This window comes from Nonomuraea sp. NPDC003754, assembly GCF_053605785.1.
The window spans coordinates 40,784-60,453 of the sequence record NZ_JBSGJX010000014.1; the positions used below are offsets into that span (position 1 = coordinate 40,784).

Sequence of the window (19,670 nt, forward strand, 5' to 3'; positions counted from 1 at the left end):
TGTGCGGTGCGGGTGGTCAGGCCAGGAGGGCCTGCATGATGCGGCGGGCGATCGGGGCGGCCACGTCGCCGCCGGAGCCGGACCGCTCGACCACCACGCCCACCGCCACCCGCGGGCTGTCGGCCGGGGCGAAGGCCGTCAGCAGCGCGTGGTCCCGCGCTCCCGGCGCGTTCTCCGCCGTGCCCGTCTTGGCCGCGACCACCACGCCGGGCAGCGCCGCCGCCGTACCGGTGCCGCCCTCCTCGGTGACGTTGACCATCATCGCGGCGAGCTGCGCGGCCTCGCGCGGGCTCATCGCCGAGCGCCACTGCGACGGCTCGGCCGTGTCGATGACCGAGCCGTCGGGCAGGCGCACCTCGTCCACGAGATAGGGCCGCATCAGCGCGCCGCCGTTCGCCACGGCGGCCGACAGCATGGCGATCTGGAGGGGGGTGGCCTTGTCGTCGAACTGGCCGATGGCCGACAGCGCGGTCTGGGCCTGGTCGAGACCGCTGGGGTAGACGCTCATGGAGACCGGCATCGGGACGGTCAGCGTGTCGTCGTTGAACCCGAACGCCTCGGCCTGCTGGCGCAGCGCGTCCTGTCCTATGTCGAGGCCCATGGCGGCGAAGGCGGTGTTGCAGGAGATCTGGAAGGCGTAGGCCAGCGGGGGGCGCCCGTCGCCGCACGCCGCTCCCCCGGCGTTGCGCAGGTACGTCGAGGTGCCGGGCAGCAGCAGGCTGCTGGGCGCGTCGACGGGCGAGTCCGCCTCGTAGGTCCCCGAGTTCAGCGCGGCGGCGCTGGTGACGACCTTGAAGGTGGAGCCGGGCGGATAGTTCTGGTTGAGCACCCTGTTGAGCAGCGGCCGGCCCGGGTCGGCGTGCAGCAGCGCGTCGGCCTCCCTCAGCTTGGCCGGGTCGAAGGTGCTGTAGAGGTTGGGGTCGTAGGAGGGGTAGGAGACCATCGCCAGGATCGCCCCCGTCGTGGGGTTGACCGCCACCGCGGCGCCACGCCGTCCCGTCGCGGCCAGTCCTTCGTAGGCGGCCCGCTGCGCGCGCGGCTCGATGGTGGTCCGCACGTCGGCGCCCTCGCTGATGCCGTCCGTCACCAGGGCCCGCACCCGCGCCTTCGGGGCGCTGCCGGTCAGGGCGTCGTCCTCGGCCCGCTCCAGACCCGTGGTGGTGTAGAGGGAGGCGTGGCCGGTGACGGTCGCGTACAGGTCGCCGCCGGGGTAGAAGCGCCGGTAGGCGTAGCTGGGGTCCTTCGTCCTGCGGCTGACGGCCATGACCGTGCCGTCACGGGCGAGGATCTTGCCGCGCGGATGCGCGAACTTGGAGATCACCGTGCGGTGGTTGCGCGGGTCGGCGTTGAGGCTCGCCGTCCTGAACCCCTGGATGAGGGTGACGTTGGCGAGGAGCGCGAACATCATCGCCGCGCACACCATCGCCGCGCGACGCAGCGGGATGTTCATCCGTCTCGCCCGGGGCCCGGCCATCAGACGCGCGCGGAGGGGACTGCCCGCTTCCGCTGACCGGGCACCGTGGAGAGGTGAACCCCGTCGCCCGGGCCGCGTTCCGAGGCGGCGGTCACGAGGCGCGCCCTGACGTGAGAACGGCGATCGGCGTCGTGCGGGCGGGGCTCGCCCTTCGGGAGGCTGCGGAAGCGGCTTGGCGAGAAGCCGCTCCCTTCAGGGAGCGGAGGAGTCACACCTCCCGGTTTAGCAACCGCAATCCCAAGCGGGGGCTAGAGCACGCTGCGGTAGTAGGAAATCTTGTGCTGGATGTAGCGCTGGCGCTCGATCAGGTTGTCGATCTGGCCGCGCACCCTGATGTCGTGCTCCTCCAGGAGCGCGATCCTGTCGGGAATGGTGTGGTCGCCCGCGCGCACCAGCTCGGCGAAGCGCAGCATCTGGGCGATCGGCATGCCCGTGTCGCGCAGGCACCGGATCGTGCCGAGCCAGCCGAGGTCGTCCTCGGAGAACCTGCGCTGCCCCGCGGCGTTACGGTCGACGGGGGCCAGCAGACCGATCTTCTCGTAGTAGCGAAGGGTGTCGAGGCTGAAGCCGGTCTCCTCGACCACCTCAGCGGGCGTGTAGACGGTCACACGGCCGATCCTTCCACCTGGAGTGCACTCCAGGTCAACCGCTTGACACGGAGCGCCCTCCAGGTCGGCGCCGCGCCCAAGCTGGACGACACGCTCACGGCGCGGCTGGACGCGCCGTGCTGAGGTGGCCGGCGAGGTAGCGGCGGACCAGCTGCTTGCACTCGGCGATGAGCTCGGGGTCGCCGTCGGGGCTCCTGCTGAAGGCCAGCTTCAGTACGGCGTCGGCGGCCTCGACGGCGACACGCAGCGCCAGGTCGAGCCGTTCGCCCTCCGGCTTGTCGTACAGGCCGACGACGAGGGCGCGCAGCCGCTCGGCCACGACGGCGCTGTTCTCGGTCGCCGCGTCGAGCATGTGGCTGGTGCCCGGCAGGGCCGGACCGCCGGGTGTGGGCAGCACCTCGCCGAAGTCGACCACCGCGAAACCCGCTGTGCTGCGCTTCATCGCCACGAACTCGTCGATCGCCAGGTCGGACAGCTCCGACCAGTGGGCGAGATCGGCCGTCGCGATGCGGTCGGTGACGCGGGTGAGGAACCTGTCGAGGTTCCGCATGGCCAGCGCCCTGACCAGACCCTGCTTGTCGGGGAAGAACTGGTAGAAGGTGCCGATGGGCACCTCGGCCCTGCGGGCGACCTCCTTGGTGGTCAACCCGTCGTAACCCACTTCGTCCAGGAGCGAGGCGCACTCGTCGAGCATCCGCTCGACCCGCTCGGCGCTGCGGCGTTGGGAGGGACGGCGGCGCAGAGTAGTCGTCATGCTCCCATCCTTGCCCATTCCGGCGGCCGTGCCGCGCGACTCCGGCTCCTTGATCGCCTAATATGACCGGTTATGTTCCTCTGGGGTACGGCCACCGCCGCCTACCAGATCGAGGGCGCCGTCCACGAGGACGGCCGCGGCACCTCCATCTGGGACACCTTCTCCCACGAGCCCGGCAGGACCCGTGACGGGCACACCGGCGACGTGGCCTGCGACCACTACCATCGCTGGCCCGAGGACCTCGACCTGATGAGCGACCTGGGCGTCAACGCCTACCGGTTCTCGATCGCGTGGCCGAGGATCCAGCCCGACGGCTCCGGCGCCGTCAACCCGAAGGGGCTCGACTTCTACGACCGGCTCGTGGACGGCCTGGGCGAGCGCGGCATCACCCCCGTGCCCACGCTGTTCCACTGGGACCTCCCCCAGGCGCTGGAGGACAGGGGCGGGTGGCTCGACAGGGACACCGCGTACCGCTTCGCCGACTACGCCGCGGTCGTGGCCGAGCGGCTCGCCGACCGCGTACCGATGTGGATCACGCTCAACGAGCCGTTCGTGCACATGGTGTTCGGCTACGCGATGGGGGTGCACGCGCCCGGCCGGGCGCTGATGCTCGACGCGTTGCCGGTGGCGCACCACCAGCTGCTCGGTCACGGGCTGGCCGTAGGGGCGCTGCGGGCGGCGGGCGCCCGGCAGGTGCTGGTGACCAACAACTGCACCCCCGTGTGGGCGCAGGACGCGGCGGCGGGCGACGCGTACGACGCCCTGCACAACCGCCTGTTCAACGATCCCGTGCTGCTGGGGCGCTACCCCGACCTGTCGGCCTACGGCGTCACCCTCGACTGCGTCCGCGACGGCGACCTGGAGATCATCTCCACCCCGCTCGACGGGCTCGGCATCAACTACTACAACCCCACACGGATCGGCGCCCCCACCGACGACACGCTGCCGTGGACCGACCTCGGCATCACCGGCTACCCCACCACCGCCTTCGGCTGGCCGGTGGTCCCCGACGGGCTGCGCGAACTGCTGGTGGGCCTGCGCGACCGGTACGGCACGGCGCTGCCGCCGATCTACATCACCGAGAACGGCTGCTCCTATCCCGAGCAGGACGACCAGGCCAGGATCGCCTTCCTCGACGGCCACCTCGCCGCCCTCCGCGCCGCCCAGGACGAGGGGGTCGACGTGCGGGGCTACTTCGTGTGGTCGCTGCTGGACAACTTCGAGTGGGCCGAGGGCTACCACCAGCGCTTCGGCCTGGTCCACGTCGACTTCGCCACCGGCAGGCGCACGCCCCGCGCCTCCTACCACTGGCTGAAGGACCGGCTCTCCGGCACCGCGCACCCGTAGCCGACACCCGCCGGGTACGGCCCGCTTCCCGCCCGGCCCGAACCGGCTGGTCCCACCCGGTACGGCCCGCTTCCCGCCCGGCCCGACGGGTGCCCGGTACCGAGCGGGCGCGGTCCACCTGCCGCCCGGCCCGCCCGGTCCCGCCGGGTGGGCCGCGGCGGGCGGCTCGAACGGATCAGGCGCGGCTCAGAACACCGACACGTGCACGTGGTCCCAGTGGTTGGCGGTCACGCCGCCGCGGTCGGACATCATGTCCCAGCCGCCGCCGGTGCGCACGTCGTAGTAGCGCTGCTTCCAGATGATGTACATGACTCCGAGCCGCGACCCGTTGGAGATCAGCCACTGGGCCAGCTCGTCGCCCCTGACCAGGTTGGCGCCGGTGGCCATGGTGCCGCCGGGGCTCATCATGAAGTCGCACGCCCGGCCCTTGCCGTGCTCGCCGGGGTCGCCGACGCGCAGGCAGCCGACGCCGTAGAACATCGGGAAGTTGCGCATCACCTCCTCGCGGACCGAGATCATGCGCGAGGTGAGGCCGTTGGCGTTGCCGGGCTGCTGGATGCCGTACTTGGCCAGCAGCTTCTCGATGTCGCGTCGCTTGCTCTGCATCTTCTTGACGTCGCGCTCGAGGTCGTCGATCTTCGCGGCGGCCTCCTTCTTCGCCTTGTTGGCGTTGGCGACCATCTCCTTGATGCGGCCGAGCTTGGAGGTGCGTTCGGCCGACAGATAGGTCATGTTCGCCGCCTGCCCCAGCACCTGGTACGGCTCGCCGGGGATGGAGAACAGGCTGGTGCCGTCGAACGGCCCCTGGATGTAGGTGGTCTGCGCGATCTGGCTGACCTCGACCTCGGCGGCGGCGAGCGCGGCCTTGAGGTTGCCCGCCCGGTCGGTGGCCTTCTTCGCGGCCAGCCTGGTGTCCTCGAGGCTCTCGAGGGTGCCGCGGTAGACCTTGTTGAGGTCGGCCGCCTGCTTGGTGAGCTGGCGCAGCTTGGTCCTGTTGTCGGGGTCGGCGGTCGCCGCGTGCGGCAGGGGGACGGCGACCAGCGCGACGAGGATGACGGCGAGCGCGGCAAGACGCCCTGATCTCACGCCCATCCTCCCCTCATAGACGCAGCGACTATAGAAGATGATCTTGATTGCTGCCACCCGAACCATGGAACTCGTGCGCCTTTGGCGAAGTATCTAGCACTTTGTCCGACAACAGGCCAACACTTGGGTCTTGCCGAGCCCCCGACGCCGGGTGACATTTCGAGCATTCCGTCTTCTGCAAAGGGGCAGAACTTGTCTCGTACTTTCACCCTCGTCACAGCCGTGACCGCCTGTCTGGCCACCTCCCTGGTGGCGGGGCAGGCCGTCGCGGCTGAGGACCCCGCCTTACCCCCGTCCGACCGGATCGAGCTCTACCAGGTGGACGGCCCGCCGGGCACCGGTCAGGCGCTCGCCGAGGACGGCGTCGACGTCGTGCAGAAGCAGGCCGTCGCCGGCAAGGAGCACATCGAGTTCACCGCCGACCAGGCCGACCTGGTCAGGATCACCAAGCTCGGGCACAAGCCGCAGCCTGTCCGCAACCCGCAGGGCCAGACACAGCTCGAGGCCGCCAAGGCGCAGGCCGCGGGCGGCTACACGGTCTGGCGCAGCTACTCCGAGCAGGGCGGCATCGCCGACCAGCTCAAGGCCATCGCCGACGCCAACAAGGACATCGTCAAACTGCAGTCGATCGGCAAGACGATCAAGGGGCAGGACATCCTGGCGGTCAAGGTGACCAAGCACGCCAGGATCCTGCCGGACGGCGCCAGGCCCGCCGCCCTCTACTCGGCGACCCAGCACGCCCGCGAGTGGATCGCGACAGAGGTCGACATGCGGCTGCTGAAGCACGTGGTGGCCAACAAGAAGGCGCTGGCCGACCTGCTGGGCTCGACCGAGCTGTGGTTCGTGCCCGTCGCCAACCCCGACGGCTACGACTACACCTTCACCGAAGGCAACCGCCTGTGGCGCAAGAACCTGCGGGACAACAACGGAGACGGGCAGATCACCGCGGGCGACGGCGTCGACCCCAACCGCAACTTCCCCACGAACTTCCACTATGACGAGGAAGGCGCCTCCAGCGTCCCGAGCAGCGAGACCTACCGGGGAACCGGCCCTGCCAGCGAGCCCGAGACCAGGGCGATGGACGGGCTGCTGCGCCGGATCAAGTTCAAGCTGCAGCTCAACTACCACTCCTTCGGTCCGCTGCTGCTGTACCCGATGGGCTGGCAGATGTACACGCAGACCGCCGACAACCCGGTCTACGAGGCCCTGACCGGCACCGACGCCAACCCCGCCGTCCCCGGCTTCAACCCGGGCCTCGCCGCGGGAGAGCTGTACATCACCAACGGCGACACCAACGACCGCGCGCACGCCCAGTACGGCACGCTGTCCTGGACGCCGGAGCTGAACGAGGGCTGTGACGGCTGCGGCTTCGTCTTCCCCGACGACGAGGCGCTGGTCCAGGCGGAGTTCGACAAGAACCTGCCCTTCGCCCTCGACATCGCCAGATCGGCGGCCAACCCGGTCGAACCGGTCAGCCACCTGGGCAACACCACGCCCGACTTCGTGGTCGACGACTTCGAGGTCAGCCACGGCACCGACCAGGTCGTGCAGGTCAACGCCAAGCGCAAGCTCGGCCCCGTGGTCGTGCAGTACCAGGTCAACGGCGGCCGCACCAGGACCGCGCTCACCACCGAGTGGAAGGGCGGCGAGCGGTACGGCAAGGGCTACAACGTCTACTACCACCAGCTCCGCGGCAAGATCACCGGCACCAAGCCCGGCGACAGCGTCAAGGTCTGGTTCCGGTCGCTGGCCAAGAAGAGCGCCGACTTCACCTACAAGGTGGCCGACGACATCGGCGGCAAGGTGCTCATCCTGGCGGCCGAGGACGTCACGGGCATCAGCCCCGCGCAGGGTGTGACGGAGTCGAAGTACGTCGACGACTACGCCAAGGCGATCTCCGAGGCCGGCTACACCTCCGACGTCTACGACATCGACAAGAACGGCCGCAAGGCGCCGCACCCGCTGGGCGTGCTCAGCCACTACCAGGCCGTGGTGTGGGAGACCGGTGACGACATCAACCCGCGCTCGGCCGGACAGGTGCCCGGCACCATCGCCAGGCACAGCGTCGAGACCGAGATCGCGGTGCGCGACTACCTCAACGAGGGTGGCAAGCTGCTGTCGGCAGGCAAGTACGCCCACTACGCGCGCAACGCCAACCAGGGCTTCTTCTTCCAGCCCGACCCCTCGCTCGGCGAGTGCGTGGTCGCGGCCACGCCGCCGTGCTTCGAGATCAACAACGACTTCCAGCAGTACTGGCTGGGGGCCTACATCTGGTTCGACAACGGCGGCACCAACCCGCAGACGCACGAGCCGTACGCGCTCAAGGGCAGGGTGGGCGCCTTCGACGGCTTCACCGGCACGCTGAACGGCGGCGACTCGGCAGGCAACCAGGACCACAACAACTCGTGGGTGGCCACCTCGGCGATCCTGCCGGTCGAGACCTTCCCGCAGTTCGAGAGCAGGGCGGGCATCTCCTGGGACCGGCCGGGCGGGCCGTTCGACCCGCACACGGGGTCGTGGGACGTGCAGAGCGGCATCGCCGACGCCTCCTGGAAGCGCCTGACCAGGACGATCGACCTGACCGGGAAGAGCAGCGGTGAGCTGACGTTCTGGGCCTCGCGCGACACCGAGGCGGACTGGGACTTCTTCACCGTCGAGGCGCACACCGTCGGCCAGGACGACTGGACGACGCTGCCGGACGCCAACGGGCACACCACCCAGTCCACCGGGTCGAGCTGCAACACGCCCAGCGGCCAGCACTGGCGGACCATCCACCCCTTCACCACCCGTTACCAGGGGCCGAACTGCGAGCCGACCGGCAGCAGCGGCGCGTGGCACGCGGCCAGCGGCAACTCGGCAGGCTGGCAGGAGTGGAAGGTCGACCTGACGCCCTACGCGGGCAAGCAGGTCGAGATCTCGCTGTCGTCCATCACCGACTGGTCCACCCACCAGGCGGGCGTCTTCCTCGACGACGCGAAGGTCACGCTCGACGGCGCGGTGACCGAGCAGACCTCCTTCGAGTCCGACCTCGGCGGCTGGACGGCGGGTGGACCGCCGCCCGGCTCGGGCCCGCTGCTCAACACCTGGGCCCGCACGGACAAGGTCTTCGACGAGGGCGGCGGCATCGTCACCAAGGACACCGTCCTGCTCGGGTACGGCGTCGAAGGCGTCACCACGCAGGCACAGCGCACCGATCTGGTGAAGCGGTCGCTGGCGCACCTGCTGGGCGACTCCCGCTAGCGCACGGCGCTGAGGGGTACGGCTCTGTGGGCCGTACCCCTCTTGCGTGCCTTCACAGAACATGATTCGGTCTCCCAAAGGAAGCAAGCACTCGGTCACATGAGAAGGGTCACGACATGCGCCAGCACGACACGCTGTTCATCGGGGGCGAATGGGTGGCTCCGGCGGGCACCGGCATCATCGAGGTCGTCAACCCCCACACCGAGCAGGTCGTCGGCCGGGTCCCCGACGGGACGCCCGCCGACATGGACCGCGCTGTGGCCGCCGCCCGCGAGGCCTTCGACCACGGCCCTTGGCCCAGGCTCAGCTTCGGCGAGCGGGCCGCGGCGATCGGCAGGCTCGCCGACATCTACGCCGCGCGGCAGGGCGAGATGGCCGCCCTCATCACCGAGGAGATGGGCTCGCCGATCACCTTCTCGCAGCTGGCCCAGGCCCCCCAGCCGCTCGGGATGCTCCAGTACTACGCCGAGTACGGCAAGACCTTCCAGCAGGAGGAGGAGCGCCCCGGCCTGTTCGGCCCCACGACGGTGCGCAGGGAGCCCGTCGGCGTGGTCGCCGCCGTCGTGCCGTGGAACGTCCCGCAGTTCGTCTCCATGACGAAGATCGCCCCCGCGCTGCTCGCGGGGTGCACGATCGTGCTCAAGCCCGCCCCCGAGACCCCGCTCGACGCCTACCTGCTGGCCGAGATGGCGCAGGAGGCCGGCATCCCCGGCGGCGTGCTCAACATCGTCCCCGCCGGCCGCGAGACGGGCGAGCACCTGGTCTCCCACCCCGGCGTCGACAAGGTGGCCTTCACCGGCTCGACCGCCGCGGGCCGCCGCATCGCCGCGATCTGCGGCGAACAGCTCAAGCGGTGCAGCCTGGAGCTCGGCGGCAAGTCGGCGGCGATCGTGCTCGACGACGCCGACCTCGGCGCGAGCATGGGCATGCTCGCCATCGCCTCGCTCATGAACAACGGCCAGGCCTGCGTGGCCCAGACCCGCATCCTCGCCTCCCGCCGCCGCTACGACGAGGTCGTCGAGGCCGTGGCGGGCATGGTCACCTCGCAGGTCGTCGGTGACCCCGCCGATCCGGCCACCGGCATCGGCCCGCTGGTCGCCAAGCGGCAGCAGGAACGCGTCGAGGGCTACGTCAAGCTCGGTATGGACGAGGGCGCGAAAATCGTCGTGGGAGGCCTCGACCGGCCCTTCGACACGGGCTGGTACGTCGCGCCCACCGTCTTCTCCGGCGTCAGCAACGACATGCGCATCGCCCGCGAGGAGATCTTCGGCCCGGTCCTGGCCGTGATCCCCTACGAGGACGAGGCCGACGCCGTCCGCATCGCCAACGACAGCGACTACGGCCTGGCCGGCACGGTGTGGACGGCCGACACCGAGCACGGCATGGACATCGCGCGCCAGGTCCGCACCGGCACCTACGGCGTCAACTGCTTCATGCTGGAGTCCAACGTGCCCTTCGGCGGCTACAAGGCCAGCGGGGTCGGCCGCGAGCTCGGCCCCGAGGGGCTGTCCGCCTACCTGGAGTACAAGACCATCGCCCGGCTCGGCTGAGTCCCGGCGACGAAGTGCCCCGGTACGGCGTGCCGTACCGGGGCAGGGTGCGGGGCGGCACCCAGCGCGCCCCCGCGACGCTGGGCGTTCACCCGGCTACAGAAGTATGTCCCGCGTCTACCGCCGTGATGGCCGATGCGGCCGATGGCAGTCCCCCGGCGGGTTCCTTCCTTACGTCATAGGTAGACGCTCTTCATCCGGAAAAGGTTCGATCTAGTCCCGCGCGGTGTTCGTGGTGATCCACTTGCCGACGCGACGGATGAGTTCGGGTGTCGCGGCCGACTCGGCGTGCCCGAAGCCGGGCTCGATCCACAGCTCCTTCGGCTCGCGGGCGCCGTCGAAGATCTGGTGGGCGTGCTCCAGCGGGAAGAAGGTGTCGGCGTCGCCGTGCACGACGAGCAGAGGCGTCGGCGAGATCAGCGCGGCGGCCTCGTACGGCGGCATCGGGATCGGGTCCCACTGGCCGCGGGCGATCCTGGTGCGCTTGACCACCCGCGCCGCCAGCCTGCCGAACGGCCGCTCGATCGCCCAGTGCACCTGGCGCATCGGCCTGGTGTCGCGGTAGTACCAGCGGGCGGGCCCGCTCACCGCGGCCACCGCGTCCACGCCGCGGTGCAGCGCCGCGTGCCGGACGGCCACCGCCGCCCCCATCGAGAAGCCGGCCACCGCCACCGAGGAGTAGCCGGCGACCCGCGCGTGCCGGACGGCCGCCTCCAGGTCGAGCACCTCCCTGTCACCCACGGTGCTCTCGCCGCCCGAGCGGCCATGGCCGCGGAAGTCGAAGGCCAGCACGCCGCCGAACCCGCTCAGCACGTGGACGATCCTGCGGGCGGTGCGGTCGCGCCACGACCCGGTGAAGCCGTGCGCCACCACGATGCCGAGGTCGCCGCGGCCACGGGTGGGGGTGTGGGCGGCGTCGATCCGGACGCCGTCGGCGGTCCTGAGCATGACCGGGAAGCTGGTGGCGAAAGGCATGGAGCGAGCCTACTGACGGAGCTCGGCGCTCCCGATGACCTGCCTGATGCGGGAGTCCTCGGCGGCCTTGACGGCGTCGTCCGAGTCGGAGATCATGATGCGCGCGGCGCTCTGCCGGATGTGCTCGCCCACCTCGAAGCCGGCGGGCAGCACGGTGACGATGGCCCCCACGGCGATCGCGCCGTCCACCGCCGCGTTGAGATCCGCTCCCCGGGGCAGGCAGACGACCACCCGGTCGCCGGGGCGCAGCCCGCGGCGCCGGAGCAGGTCTTCTGTGCTCATGCGACTCAGGCTAGGGAGCACGCTTCGCCCGCACATGGGGCGTAATATGCAGACCGCTATGCAGAACCCAGGCCGTGCTCCACGGCCCAGAGCGCGATCTGCGCGCGCGAGGTGAAGCCGAGCTTCTCCATGATGTTGGCGATGTGCCGGGCGACGGTGGCGGGGCTGATGACCAGCTCGTCGGCGATGCCCTTGTTGGACAGCCCGCGGGTGAGCAGGCCGGCGATCTCCTGCTCGCGGGCGGTGAGCACCGGGTGCGGCACCTCGGCCACGGCCGGGGCCGGCAGGCTCCCCGCCGCTCCCCCGCCCTCCAGCACCAGGCGCGCGACCTCGACCGGGTCGAGCTGCCTGCCCCTCGACCACTGCAGCGCCGTACGGCCCTCGCCGAGCTTGTCGCGGGCGCGGGCGAGCAGGTCCTCGATCCGGCCCGAGCCGGTCGGCTCGCCCATCTCCTCGGCGAGCGCGGTCGCCGCCCCCGAGCACAGCACGGCCGACCCCAGGTCGCCCTCGACGTCGGCCAGCCGTGACAGCACCCGCAGCACGCGCGCGACGCCGAGCCGCTGACCGGTCCGCCGCGCCAGTTCCAGGCACTCGGCCAGCAGTTCCCTGGCCATGGCGTGGTCCCTGCGGCCCACCGCGGCCTTGGCGACCATGACCAGGCAGCGCTCCATCTCCACCCTGTTGTCGAGGTCGCCGAAGATCGCGGCGGCCTCGCGGTAGTGGCTCACCGCCGCCTCGGTGTCGCCGCGCCACTCGGCCACCGCGGCGAGCTGGCTGGTCGCCATCGCGACGTGCCACGGGTGGCCGTTCTCCCTGGCGACCGACAGCGCCTCGCCCGCGTGCCGTTGCGCCAGGCGCAGCTGGCCCCTGACGCCCGCGAGGACGGCGAGGCACGAGTGCGCGATGACCCTGTTGAAGGTGTCGTCGTGCGCTCTCGTGGTGGCCACGACCTCCTCGAAGTGCCGCTCCGCCCGGTCGAACTGGCCGGTGCGCAGCAACAGCACCCCCGCCACGTTGAGCGTGACGCCCTTTCCGAGGCTGTGCGGGACCGTCTCCTGCTCCTTGAGCGCCTCCGCGACCACCCGCTCGCAGCCGGCCAGGTCGTCCCTCGCCTCGAGCCCGTAGGCGAGCGCGCCCTTGCTGAGCGCGATCACCTCGGGCGGCACGCCCGTCAGGTCGAGGCGCAGCAACCGCTCGAACCAGTCGACGCCCTCGGCGATCTGCCCGTGGACGGCCAGCAGCGCCGAGGCCACGTACGCCAGGCGCAGCCCCAGCAGGGCGTTGCCCGACTCGACCGCCCAGCCCACGGCGGCCCTGCAGTCGTCGAGCAGGCTCCTGCCCCTGACGAAGAACGGCAGGCGCTCCGGCCACGGCGCCCGCGGCGCCGCCAGGCCCGACTCGAAGCACCGTTCCTGCACCTCGCAGATCACCCGCAGGTGGCGGTCACGGAACCAGGCGACCTCGCCGCTGTCGCGCAGGCGCTCGGCGGCGAACTGTTTGATCGTCTCCAGCAGGCGGTAGCGCCCCCCGTCGGCCAGCAGCAGCGACTTGTCGGCCAGGCCGGCCAGCAGGTCGAGCATCTCCTCCGCGGGCAGTTCCCGCTCGTCGGCGCACACCTGCTCGACCAGGTCGAGATCGAAGAGCCCGGCGAAGACCGCCAGCCGCCGCAGCAGCACCCGCTCCTTCGGGGTGAGCAGGTCGTGGCTCCACTCCACGGCGGCCAGCAGCGTCCGCTGCCTGGCGGGAGCCGTACGGTCACCGCTGGTCAGCAGCCGGAAGCGGTCGCCGATCCGGTCGGCGATCTGCGCGGGACTGAGCACCCGGGTGCGGGCGGCGGCCAGTTCCAGGGCCAGGGGCAGCCCGTCGAGCGCCACGCACAACCTGGCCACGTCGTCGAAGTCGACACCGGCCAGCCTGGTGCCCACCGCCATCGCCCGGTCGGTGAACAGCAGCACGGCCTCGGCGTCGGGATGGCGGGCGTCCGGCAGGTCGAGCGGGGGCACCCGCCAGACCAGCTCGCCGGGAACGCGCAGCGCCTCCCTGGTCGTCAGGAGGATCCGCAGGTCGGGACAGCGCGCCAGCAGCTCCGACACCAGTTCGGCGCACCGCTCGACGACCTGCTCGCAGTTGTCGAGCACGAGCAGGGCCCGGGCGCCGCGCAGCCGTACGCGCAGGCCGTCGAGCGCGGGCCGCGACCGTTCCTCCCGCACGCCGAGCACGGTGGCGATCTCGTGCGCCACCAGGTCGGCGCTGGTGATCCTGGCCAGCTCGACCAGCCACACGCCGTCGGGGAAGTCGGGCACCACCCTGGCGGCCACGCGCAGCGCGAGGCGCGTCTTCCCGATGCCGCCCACGCCGCAGAGCGTGACCAGGCGCTGATCGCGCAGCAGTCCGCACAGCTCGTCCATGTCACGCGTGCGGCCGACGAAACGATTCGGTTCGACCGGGAGGTTATGCGATGTCATGCCTTCAACCGGAGTATTCAGGGCAGGCGTCACCGCGAGTGTGCATGCGATCACCCAGCTACACAAGCGGTTCGGAGGTCAATCAGCGGCGCGCTCTCATCTTCGCGCACATGCGGCTCCGTCTTCCGGAATTCGATCCGTTCCCGCCGGACCCGTGGTACGGACGTGGTGATCCACGGCGTCGCGGTCCTGCGTGCCGTTCCTCAGGCCAGGCGCGTCATGAGCTTCGGGAGCAGCGGGGCCAGCCATCCCAGTAGCCCCCACACCAGGAGGTAGGCGCCCGGATCCCAGCCGGGCACGGCGAGCGACACCGCCAGCCAGACCACGGCCAGCGCGGCGTTGACCGACACGACCCAGCTCACCCGCACCGCCCTGCGCAGCGGTCCGGCGCCCATCACGTACAGGGCGGTGGCCGGCACCGCCACGCCGAGGACGGCCGCGCCGAGCCGTACGGCCGCCGCGGGGTCGTCCAGCGGGAGCAGTCCGGGGGCCAGGGCGCCGAGCACGCCCGCCAGGCACAGGTACCTGGCGGGCCCGCCCACGTGGTGGCGCAGCCCCTCGTCGTCCAGCCCGGCGTGGAAGGCCCTGGAGGCGTCCCTGCGCGCCCGCGCCTCCGCCGGGATGTTCAGCCGTTCCCGCCTGGCCCCGACCGCCCAGGGCACGCCGTAGACCACCAGGATCACCGCGAGGTACACGGCCAGGTTCCAGTCGCCCGGCCCGGCGGCGCGTACCGGCTCGCCCAGCCACACCAGCGGCGCCACCAGCATGCCCAGCACGAGCAGCGTCACGATCTCCATGCCCCAGCCGTCCCACCACGGACGCCGGACCCCCCGGGGAACAGGGAGGCTGTTCCTCAGCGTTGTGTAGTCGCCACCCAGTTCCTCGGCGCGCCGCACCGCCTCCCCGTTCGGGCGGCCCTGGCGCTCGAGGATCAGTGCCCGCAGCAGCCACGGCTCCGGGTCGAGGGGCGAGTCCGAGATCAACCGGTCGACGTAGGCGTGCGCCCACGGGTAACGCCGCTCGTCCAGCAGCCTACGGACATGCCGCATGTGAGGGGACACAAGGTGAAGTCTGCCCTGTTGCTCCCACCACACCAAGGGTGTAACGGGATCAACTAAACTGGTTGCGCCGCATCGTCCCGCGGTCAGCCTCCACGAACACAGAGTGAGACCTCATCATGCCTTTGAACAGCCGCGACGACCTGCGGAACATCGCGATCATCGCGCACGTCGACCACGGCAAGACCACTCTCGTGGATGCCATGCTCTGGCAGTCCGGGGCCTTCCGCGCCAACCAGGACGTCGACGACCGTGTCATGGACTCCAACGACCTGGAGCGCGAGAAGGGCATCACCATTCTCGCCAAGAACACCGCCGTCAAGCACGGTGACATGACCCTCAACATCATCGACACCCCCGGCCACGCCGACTTCGGCGGCGAGGTCGAGCGCGGCCTGTCGATGGTCGACGGCGTGGTGCTGCTGGTCGACGCCTCCGAGGGGCCGCTGCCGCAGACGAGGTTCGTGCTGCGCAAGGCGTTCGCCGCGAAGATGCCCGTCATCCTGTGCATCAACAAGGTCGACCGCCCCGACGCCCGCATCAAGGAGGTCGTCGACGAGGTCTATGAGCTGTTCATGGACCTCGACGCGACCGAGGAGCAGATCGACTTCCCGATCGTCTACGCCTCCGCGAAGGCCGGCAGGGCCTCGCTGGAGCGTCCCGAGGACGGCGGCATGCCCGCTTCCGAGGACCTCGAGCCGCTGTTCGACGTCATCAAGCGCACGATCCCGGCGCCGACCTACGACCCGAGCGCGCCGCTGCAGGCCCATGTCACCAACCTCGACGCCTCCTCCTACCTGGGCAGGATCGCGCTGTGCCGCATCCACCAGGGCACGATGAAGAAGGGTCAGCAGGTCGCCTGGTGCAGGACCGACGGCACCGTCCAGCGCGTCAAGATCACTGAGCTGCTCATGACCGAGGCGCTGGAGCGCAAGCCGGCCGAGCAGGCGGGCCCCGGCGACATCATCGCGATCGCCGGCATCCCCGACATCATGATCGGTGAGACGCTGGCCGACCCCGACGACCCCCGCCCGCTGCCGCTGATCACCGTCGACGAGCCCGCGATCTCGATGACGATCGGCACCAACACCAGCCCCCTCGTCGGCAAGGTGAAGGGCTCGAAGGTCACCGCCCGCATGGTGAAGGACCGCCTCGACAAGGAACTGGTCGGCAACGTGTCGCTGCGCGTGCTGCCCACCGACCGGCCCGACGCCTGGGAGGTGCAGGGCCGTGGCGAGCTGGCCCTGGCCATCCTGGTCGAGCAGATGCGCCGCGAGGGCTACGAGCTGACCGTCGGCAAGCCGCAGGTCGTCACCAAGACCATCGACGGCAAGATCCACGAGCCGGTCGAGCGCCTGACGGTCGACTGCCCCGAGGAGTACCTCGGCGCGGTGACGCAGCTGCTCGCCGTCCGCAAGGGCCGCATGGAGCACATGACCAACCACGGCACCGGCTGGATCCGCATGGAGTTCGTGGTCCCCGCCCGCGGCCTCATCGGCTTCCGCACCGAGTTCCTCACCGAGACTCGCGGCACCGGCCTGGTCCACCACGTCTTCGAGGCCTACGAGCCGTGGTTCGGCGAGCTGCGCACCCGCAACAACGGCTCCCTGGTCGCCGACCGCTCCGGCCCGGTGACCGCGTTCGCCATGACGAACCTGCAGGAGCGCGGCGTGCTGTTCGTCTCGCCGGGCACCGAGGTCTACGAGGGCATGATCGTGGGCGAGAACTCCAGGTCCGACGACATGGACGTCAACATCACCAAGGAGAAGAAGCTCACCAACATGCGCTCGTCCACGGCCGACGTGACCGAGACGCTGATCCCGCCGCGGGTGCTGTCGCTGGAGCAGGCGCTGGAGTTCATCCGCGAGGACGAGTGCGTGGAGATCACGCCGGAGACCGTACGGATCCGCAAGGTCGTCCTCGACGCCGCCACCCGCGGGCGCGCCGCCGCCCGCGCCAAGCGCACCAACTGACCCGGCGCCCCGCCCCCGTGGGCGGGGTCCGTCGGATCGGAGCCTCTCGGGCCCCCGCGCCGTCCGGTCTCTCTCGAGCACCGGACAGCGCGGGGGCCTTCGTGCTGCCCGGACTTTTCCGGCGAACCTGACATCCTTCGCGACTTTCTTGTCATCGTGCTCCGGCTGGTGCCCTGCGGTGATCCCTCCGTTACCTAGCGGCGTGGATCATGCTGGTTGTGGGCCGGCTGAGGAGCATCGTCGCGTACGCGCTGGCCGCGATCTCCGTGGGAGCCATCGTCTGGTGCGTGGTCGAGGCCAGACCCGTCACCTACGCGGCGCCCACCCCCACCCCCCACACCCCCTCGCTGCTCGAGGTGTACGGCGCGCAGGACCACACCCCCCGCAGGCCGCCCGAGCTGACCACCGAGGTGACGATCGCCGACGCCACCGACACCGACCTGGCGACGGTGCCGCAGGGCAGGATCGACGAGCGCGACCGGCAGCTGAAGATCACCGTGGTCCACCGCCTCGTCCTGGACCGCACCGACCTGCTGGCGACGCTCCTGCGTTCCGAGGGGCCCTTCCCCGACGACATCCAGGGCTTCACCGACCGCCGGCTCGGAGCGGTGAAGACCGACGACCGCGCGGCCGTCCTCATCCCCGCCACGAGGCTCGCCCCCGTGCTCACCACGTCCGGCTCGCGGACCACGGCGCGCTTCACGATCACGATGCTGCGCCAGGTCGCCGACGACGCGCTGCCGCGGCTGGACTTCCTGCCCCCGACCGAGCAGGACGCGGCGGGCCTCGCGCGCGAGATCACGCTGACCGCGCCCTCCTGGACGGTGATCAAGCTCGAGCGGGTGACACCCGAGACGGAACAGCCGGGCCGGCTGGCGTTCACCGCCTTCACCGCGCCGGTCTCGGTCCATCTCGCGCACCGGTCCTACGGCAGGCCCGACGCCGAGGAGACCGACCCGTTCTCCTGGACGCCCGTGCTGAGCGTCTTCACCGCGATCGCGCTGACCGTCTTCCTCGGCAAGGCGCTCGGCCCCTCGTGGTGGCGGCGGACGCCCAACCGCGAGCTGGCGATCGGCACCGTCCTGTGCGTGGTGGCGCTGCTGCTGGCCACGCTCCTGGCGGGCATGCCGTACCTGGGGCCGGTGATCCTGTTCGGCGCGCTGCCCATGCTGGCGCTGCGCCACGCGCGCCGGGTCGTGCCCGTCCGGCCGCCGTGGACCTCCACGGACGCGCTGCTCGTCACCGGCGTCGGCGTGCTGGTGGCCGGCGGCATGCTGTTCTGGTCGTTCGTCCACGGGCAGGTGCCGCCGCTGACGCTCGGCGCGGGCACCGCGACGGCGGCGCTGGCGGCGGCGGGCTCGGCCGTGGCCTTCAGCACCGACCTCGGCATCGCCGTCCTGGTGGCCAGGCTGGCCGCGGTCACGGCTGGCGTGGCGGTAGGCGCCCTGGCGCTGGCGCTGTGGGTGCGGGCGCTGATGAGCGGCGGCTACTTCCCTCCCGACAGCGTCCGGCTGGTGCTCGCGCTGTGCTGGTCGCTGATCGCGATCGGTGGGATCGCCGTCTCCACCCGGTCGTGGTCGCGCGTCGCGATCGTGGTGGCCGTGCTGGGCAGCCTGCTGCTGCTCGGCTGGCCGACCGAATGGCTCGACGCGGGCTCGTGGAGCGTCCAGCCGGACCAGATCGCCGACCGGACGCCGCCCCCGCTGGTCCTGGGACAGCCGCTCAACGAGGTCACGCGCGGCGCGCTCGGCCTGCTGCTGCTGACGTTCGCGCTGCTGGTGCTACGGCTGCGGCGGCTGGGTGCGTCACTCGACGCCATGGCCGACCCGGCGGTCGAGGCCACGGTGATCGTCTGCCTGATGGTCCTCTACCTCACCCCGCGCGCCGACCCCGACTCCACCGTGATCGAGCTGCCGCTGCCGTCGCTGGCCATCACCTCGCTCGTGGCGTGGGCGGCGGCCACCTGGCTGCTGTCAGGCCCGCGGCCCCAGATCGTCGAACCCTGCTCGCGGGCCGAGCACCGGGCGCTGGTCAGGGACGCGCTGCACCGGCGGGTGCTGCACGGATCCGAGCAGGAGCTCTACCGGCTGAGCAGGGGGAAACTGGGATCCGGCGAGCTCACGATGGAGGACTTCGAACGCCAGCGCCACGAACTCGACCACATGCTCACTGTCGAACCCCCGCACACCGAGACCGCCTTCGCCACCTCGGCGGCCTGCACGCCCTGGCAGAACGGCCTGGCGGCGTTCGTGGTGAGCCTGCTGCTGTCGCTGCCCTTCGCCCTCATCTACGGCTGGCCCGACGGGGTCGAGCTGACCAGCTGGGTGTTCGACTCCCGGTTCATGTTCACGCTGCCCGCCTTCGGGTTCCTCTACGGGTACTTCTATCCGCGCCTGCGCGGCACGCAGCCGGTCACCAAGGCGCTCTTCGTGATGAGCGCGGCACTGGTCACCGAGCTGTCGGCCTACGTCCCGTCGCTCGTCGACCCCGACATCGGCGGCCTGGACAAGTTGCAGGTGGTCGCGATCGTGGTCGGACAGGGCGCGCTGGTCTTCATCGGCCTCGGCCTCTACTGGGAGTGGCGGATCATGTTCACGGCCGGGGAGCCGTGGGCCAGGGTGCGCAACATCCGCAGCGTCCGCAGCCTCGCCACCCCGCTGGTCGCCGTCGTGATCGCGGCCGGCACGACGGCGGCCACCTCGGCGGCGACCAAGACGGTGGACCGGATCCTCAAGGGCGACTCCACCACCAGCCAGAACGCCCCCTGACCCGCCCGTCCGCCCGTCTGCGCCGCCCGTCTACCCGGCCCGTCTGCCCGTCTGCCCGGCCCGCCCGCCCGTCTGCCCGCCCGCTTGCCC

General features: G+C 71.0%; 13 protein-coding genes. 5 read left to right on the plus strand and 8 right to left on the minus strand.

Features of this window, described 5'->3' with window-relative positions:
- Positions 1-16 precede the first annotated feature (16 nt).
- The 3 genes from ACWEVS_RS19080 to ACWEVS_RS19090 form a co-directional block, all read right to left on the minus strand.
- On the minus strand, positions 17-1,450 hold the full coding sequence (locus tag ACWEVS_RS19080) for a peptidoglycan D,D-transpeptidase FtsI family protein (protein WP_452552596.1): 1,434 nt from the start codon (positions 1,448-1,450) through the stop codon (positions 17-19).
- Positions 1,451-1,722: 272 nt separating this feature from the next.
- A complete protein-coding gene (locus tag ACWEVS_RS19085) occupies positions 1,723-2,082 on the minus strand; it encodes a MerR family transcriptional regulator (protein ID WP_354921949.1) in 360 nt (119 codons plus the stop codon).
- Positions 2,083-2,176: 94 nt separating this feature from the next.
- The gene (locus ACWEVS_RS19090; RefSeq protein ID WP_449929359.1) at positions 2,177-2,836 is read right to left on the minus strand and encodes a TetR family transcriptional regulator; all 660 of its coding nucleotides are present in this window, start codon (positions 2,834-2,836) and stop codon (positions 2,177-2,179) included.
- 72 nt (positions 2,837-2,908) lie between these two features.
- Here ACWEVS_RS19090 and ACWEVS_RS19095 point away from each other — a divergent pair, with 72 nt between their 5' ends.
- Positions 2,909-4,183 (plus strand): GH1 family beta-glucosidase, encoded by a 1,275-nt coding sequence (locus tag ACWEVS_RS19095; protein ID WP_449929357.1) that lies wholly within the window; start codon positions 2,909-2,911, stop codon positions 4,181-4,183.
- Positions 4,184-4,369: 186 nt separating this feature from the next.
- On the opposite strand, the gene ACWEVS_RS19100 is transcribed toward ACWEVS_RS19095, so the two are convergent.
- A complete protein-coding gene (locus ACWEVS_RS19100; protein WP_449929433.1) occupies positions 4,370-5,275 on the minus strand; it encodes a coiled-coil domain-containing protein in 906 nt (301 codons plus the stop codon).
- A 186-nt stretch (positions 5,276-5,461) separates the two neighbouring features.
- Here ACWEVS_RS19100 and ACWEVS_RS19105 point away from each other — a divergent pair, with 186 nt between their 5' ends.
- Both ACWEVS_RS19105 and ACWEVS_RS19110 read left to right on the plus strand, forming a co-directional pair.
- A complete protein-coding gene (locus tag ACWEVS_RS19105; RefSeq protein ID WP_452552598.1) occupies positions 5,462-8,509 on the plus strand; it encodes a M14 family zinc carboxypeptidase in 3,048 nt (1,015 codons plus the stop codon).
- A gap of 116 nt (positions 8,510-8,625) precedes the next feature.
- Positions 8,626-10,059: an aldehyde dehydrogenase gene (locus ACWEVS_RS19110; RefSeq protein ID WP_452552600.1), complete on the plus strand. Its 1,434-nt coding sequence runs from the start codon at positions 8,626-8,628 to the stop codon at positions 10,057-10,059.
- Between the two features lie 213 nt (positions 10,060-10,272).
- Here ACWEVS_RS19110 and ACWEVS_RS19115 read toward each other — a convergent pair whose 3' ends face one another.
- From ACWEVS_RS19115 to ACWEVS_RS19130, 4 genes are all read right to left on the minus strand, one after another.
- Positions 10,273-11,034, minus strand: coding sequence for an alpha/beta hydrolase (locus tag ACWEVS_RS19115; RefSeq protein WP_449929351.1), 762 nt, complete (start codon positions 11,032-11,034; stop codon positions 10,273-10,275).
- 9 nt (positions 11,035-11,043) lie between these two features.
- Complete coding sequence (locus ACWEVS_RS19120) at positions 11,044-11,316, minus strand: AMP-binding protein (RefSeq protein WP_449929349.1); 273 nt, start codon at positions 11,314-11,316, stop codon at positions 11,044-11,046.
- A 56-nt stretch (positions 11,317-11,372) separates the two neighbouring features.
- Positions 11,373-13,781: a LuxR C-terminal-related transcriptional regulator gene (locus ACWEVS_RS19125; protein ID WP_449929347.1), complete on the minus strand. Its 2,409-nt coding sequence runs from the start codon at positions 13,779-13,781 to the stop codon at positions 11,373-11,375.
- Between the two features lie 203 nt (positions 13,782-13,984).
- A complete protein-coding gene (locus ACWEVS_RS19130; RefSeq protein ID WP_452552603.1) occupies positions 13,985-14,830 on the minus strand; it encodes a hypothetical protein in 846 nt (281 codons plus the stop codon).
- A gap of 128 nt (positions 14,831-14,958) precedes the next feature.
- Here ACWEVS_RS19130 and typA point away from each other — a divergent pair, with 128 nt between their 5' ends.
- Positions 14,959-16,812 (plus strand): translational GTPase TypA, encoded by a 1,854-nt coding sequence (gene typA / locus ACWEVS_RS19135; RefSeq protein WP_449929343.1) that lies wholly within the window; start codon positions 14,959-14,961, stop codon positions 16,810-16,812.
- A 209-nt stretch (positions 16,813-17,021) separates the two neighbouring features.
- The gene (locus ACWEVS_RS19140; protein ID WP_452552604.1) at positions 17,022-19,580 is read left to right on the plus strand and encodes a hypothetical protein; all 2,559 of its coding nucleotides are present in this window, start codon (positions 17,022-17,024) and stop codon (positions 19,578-19,580) included.
- Positions 19,581-19,670: the final 90 nt, after the last annotated feature.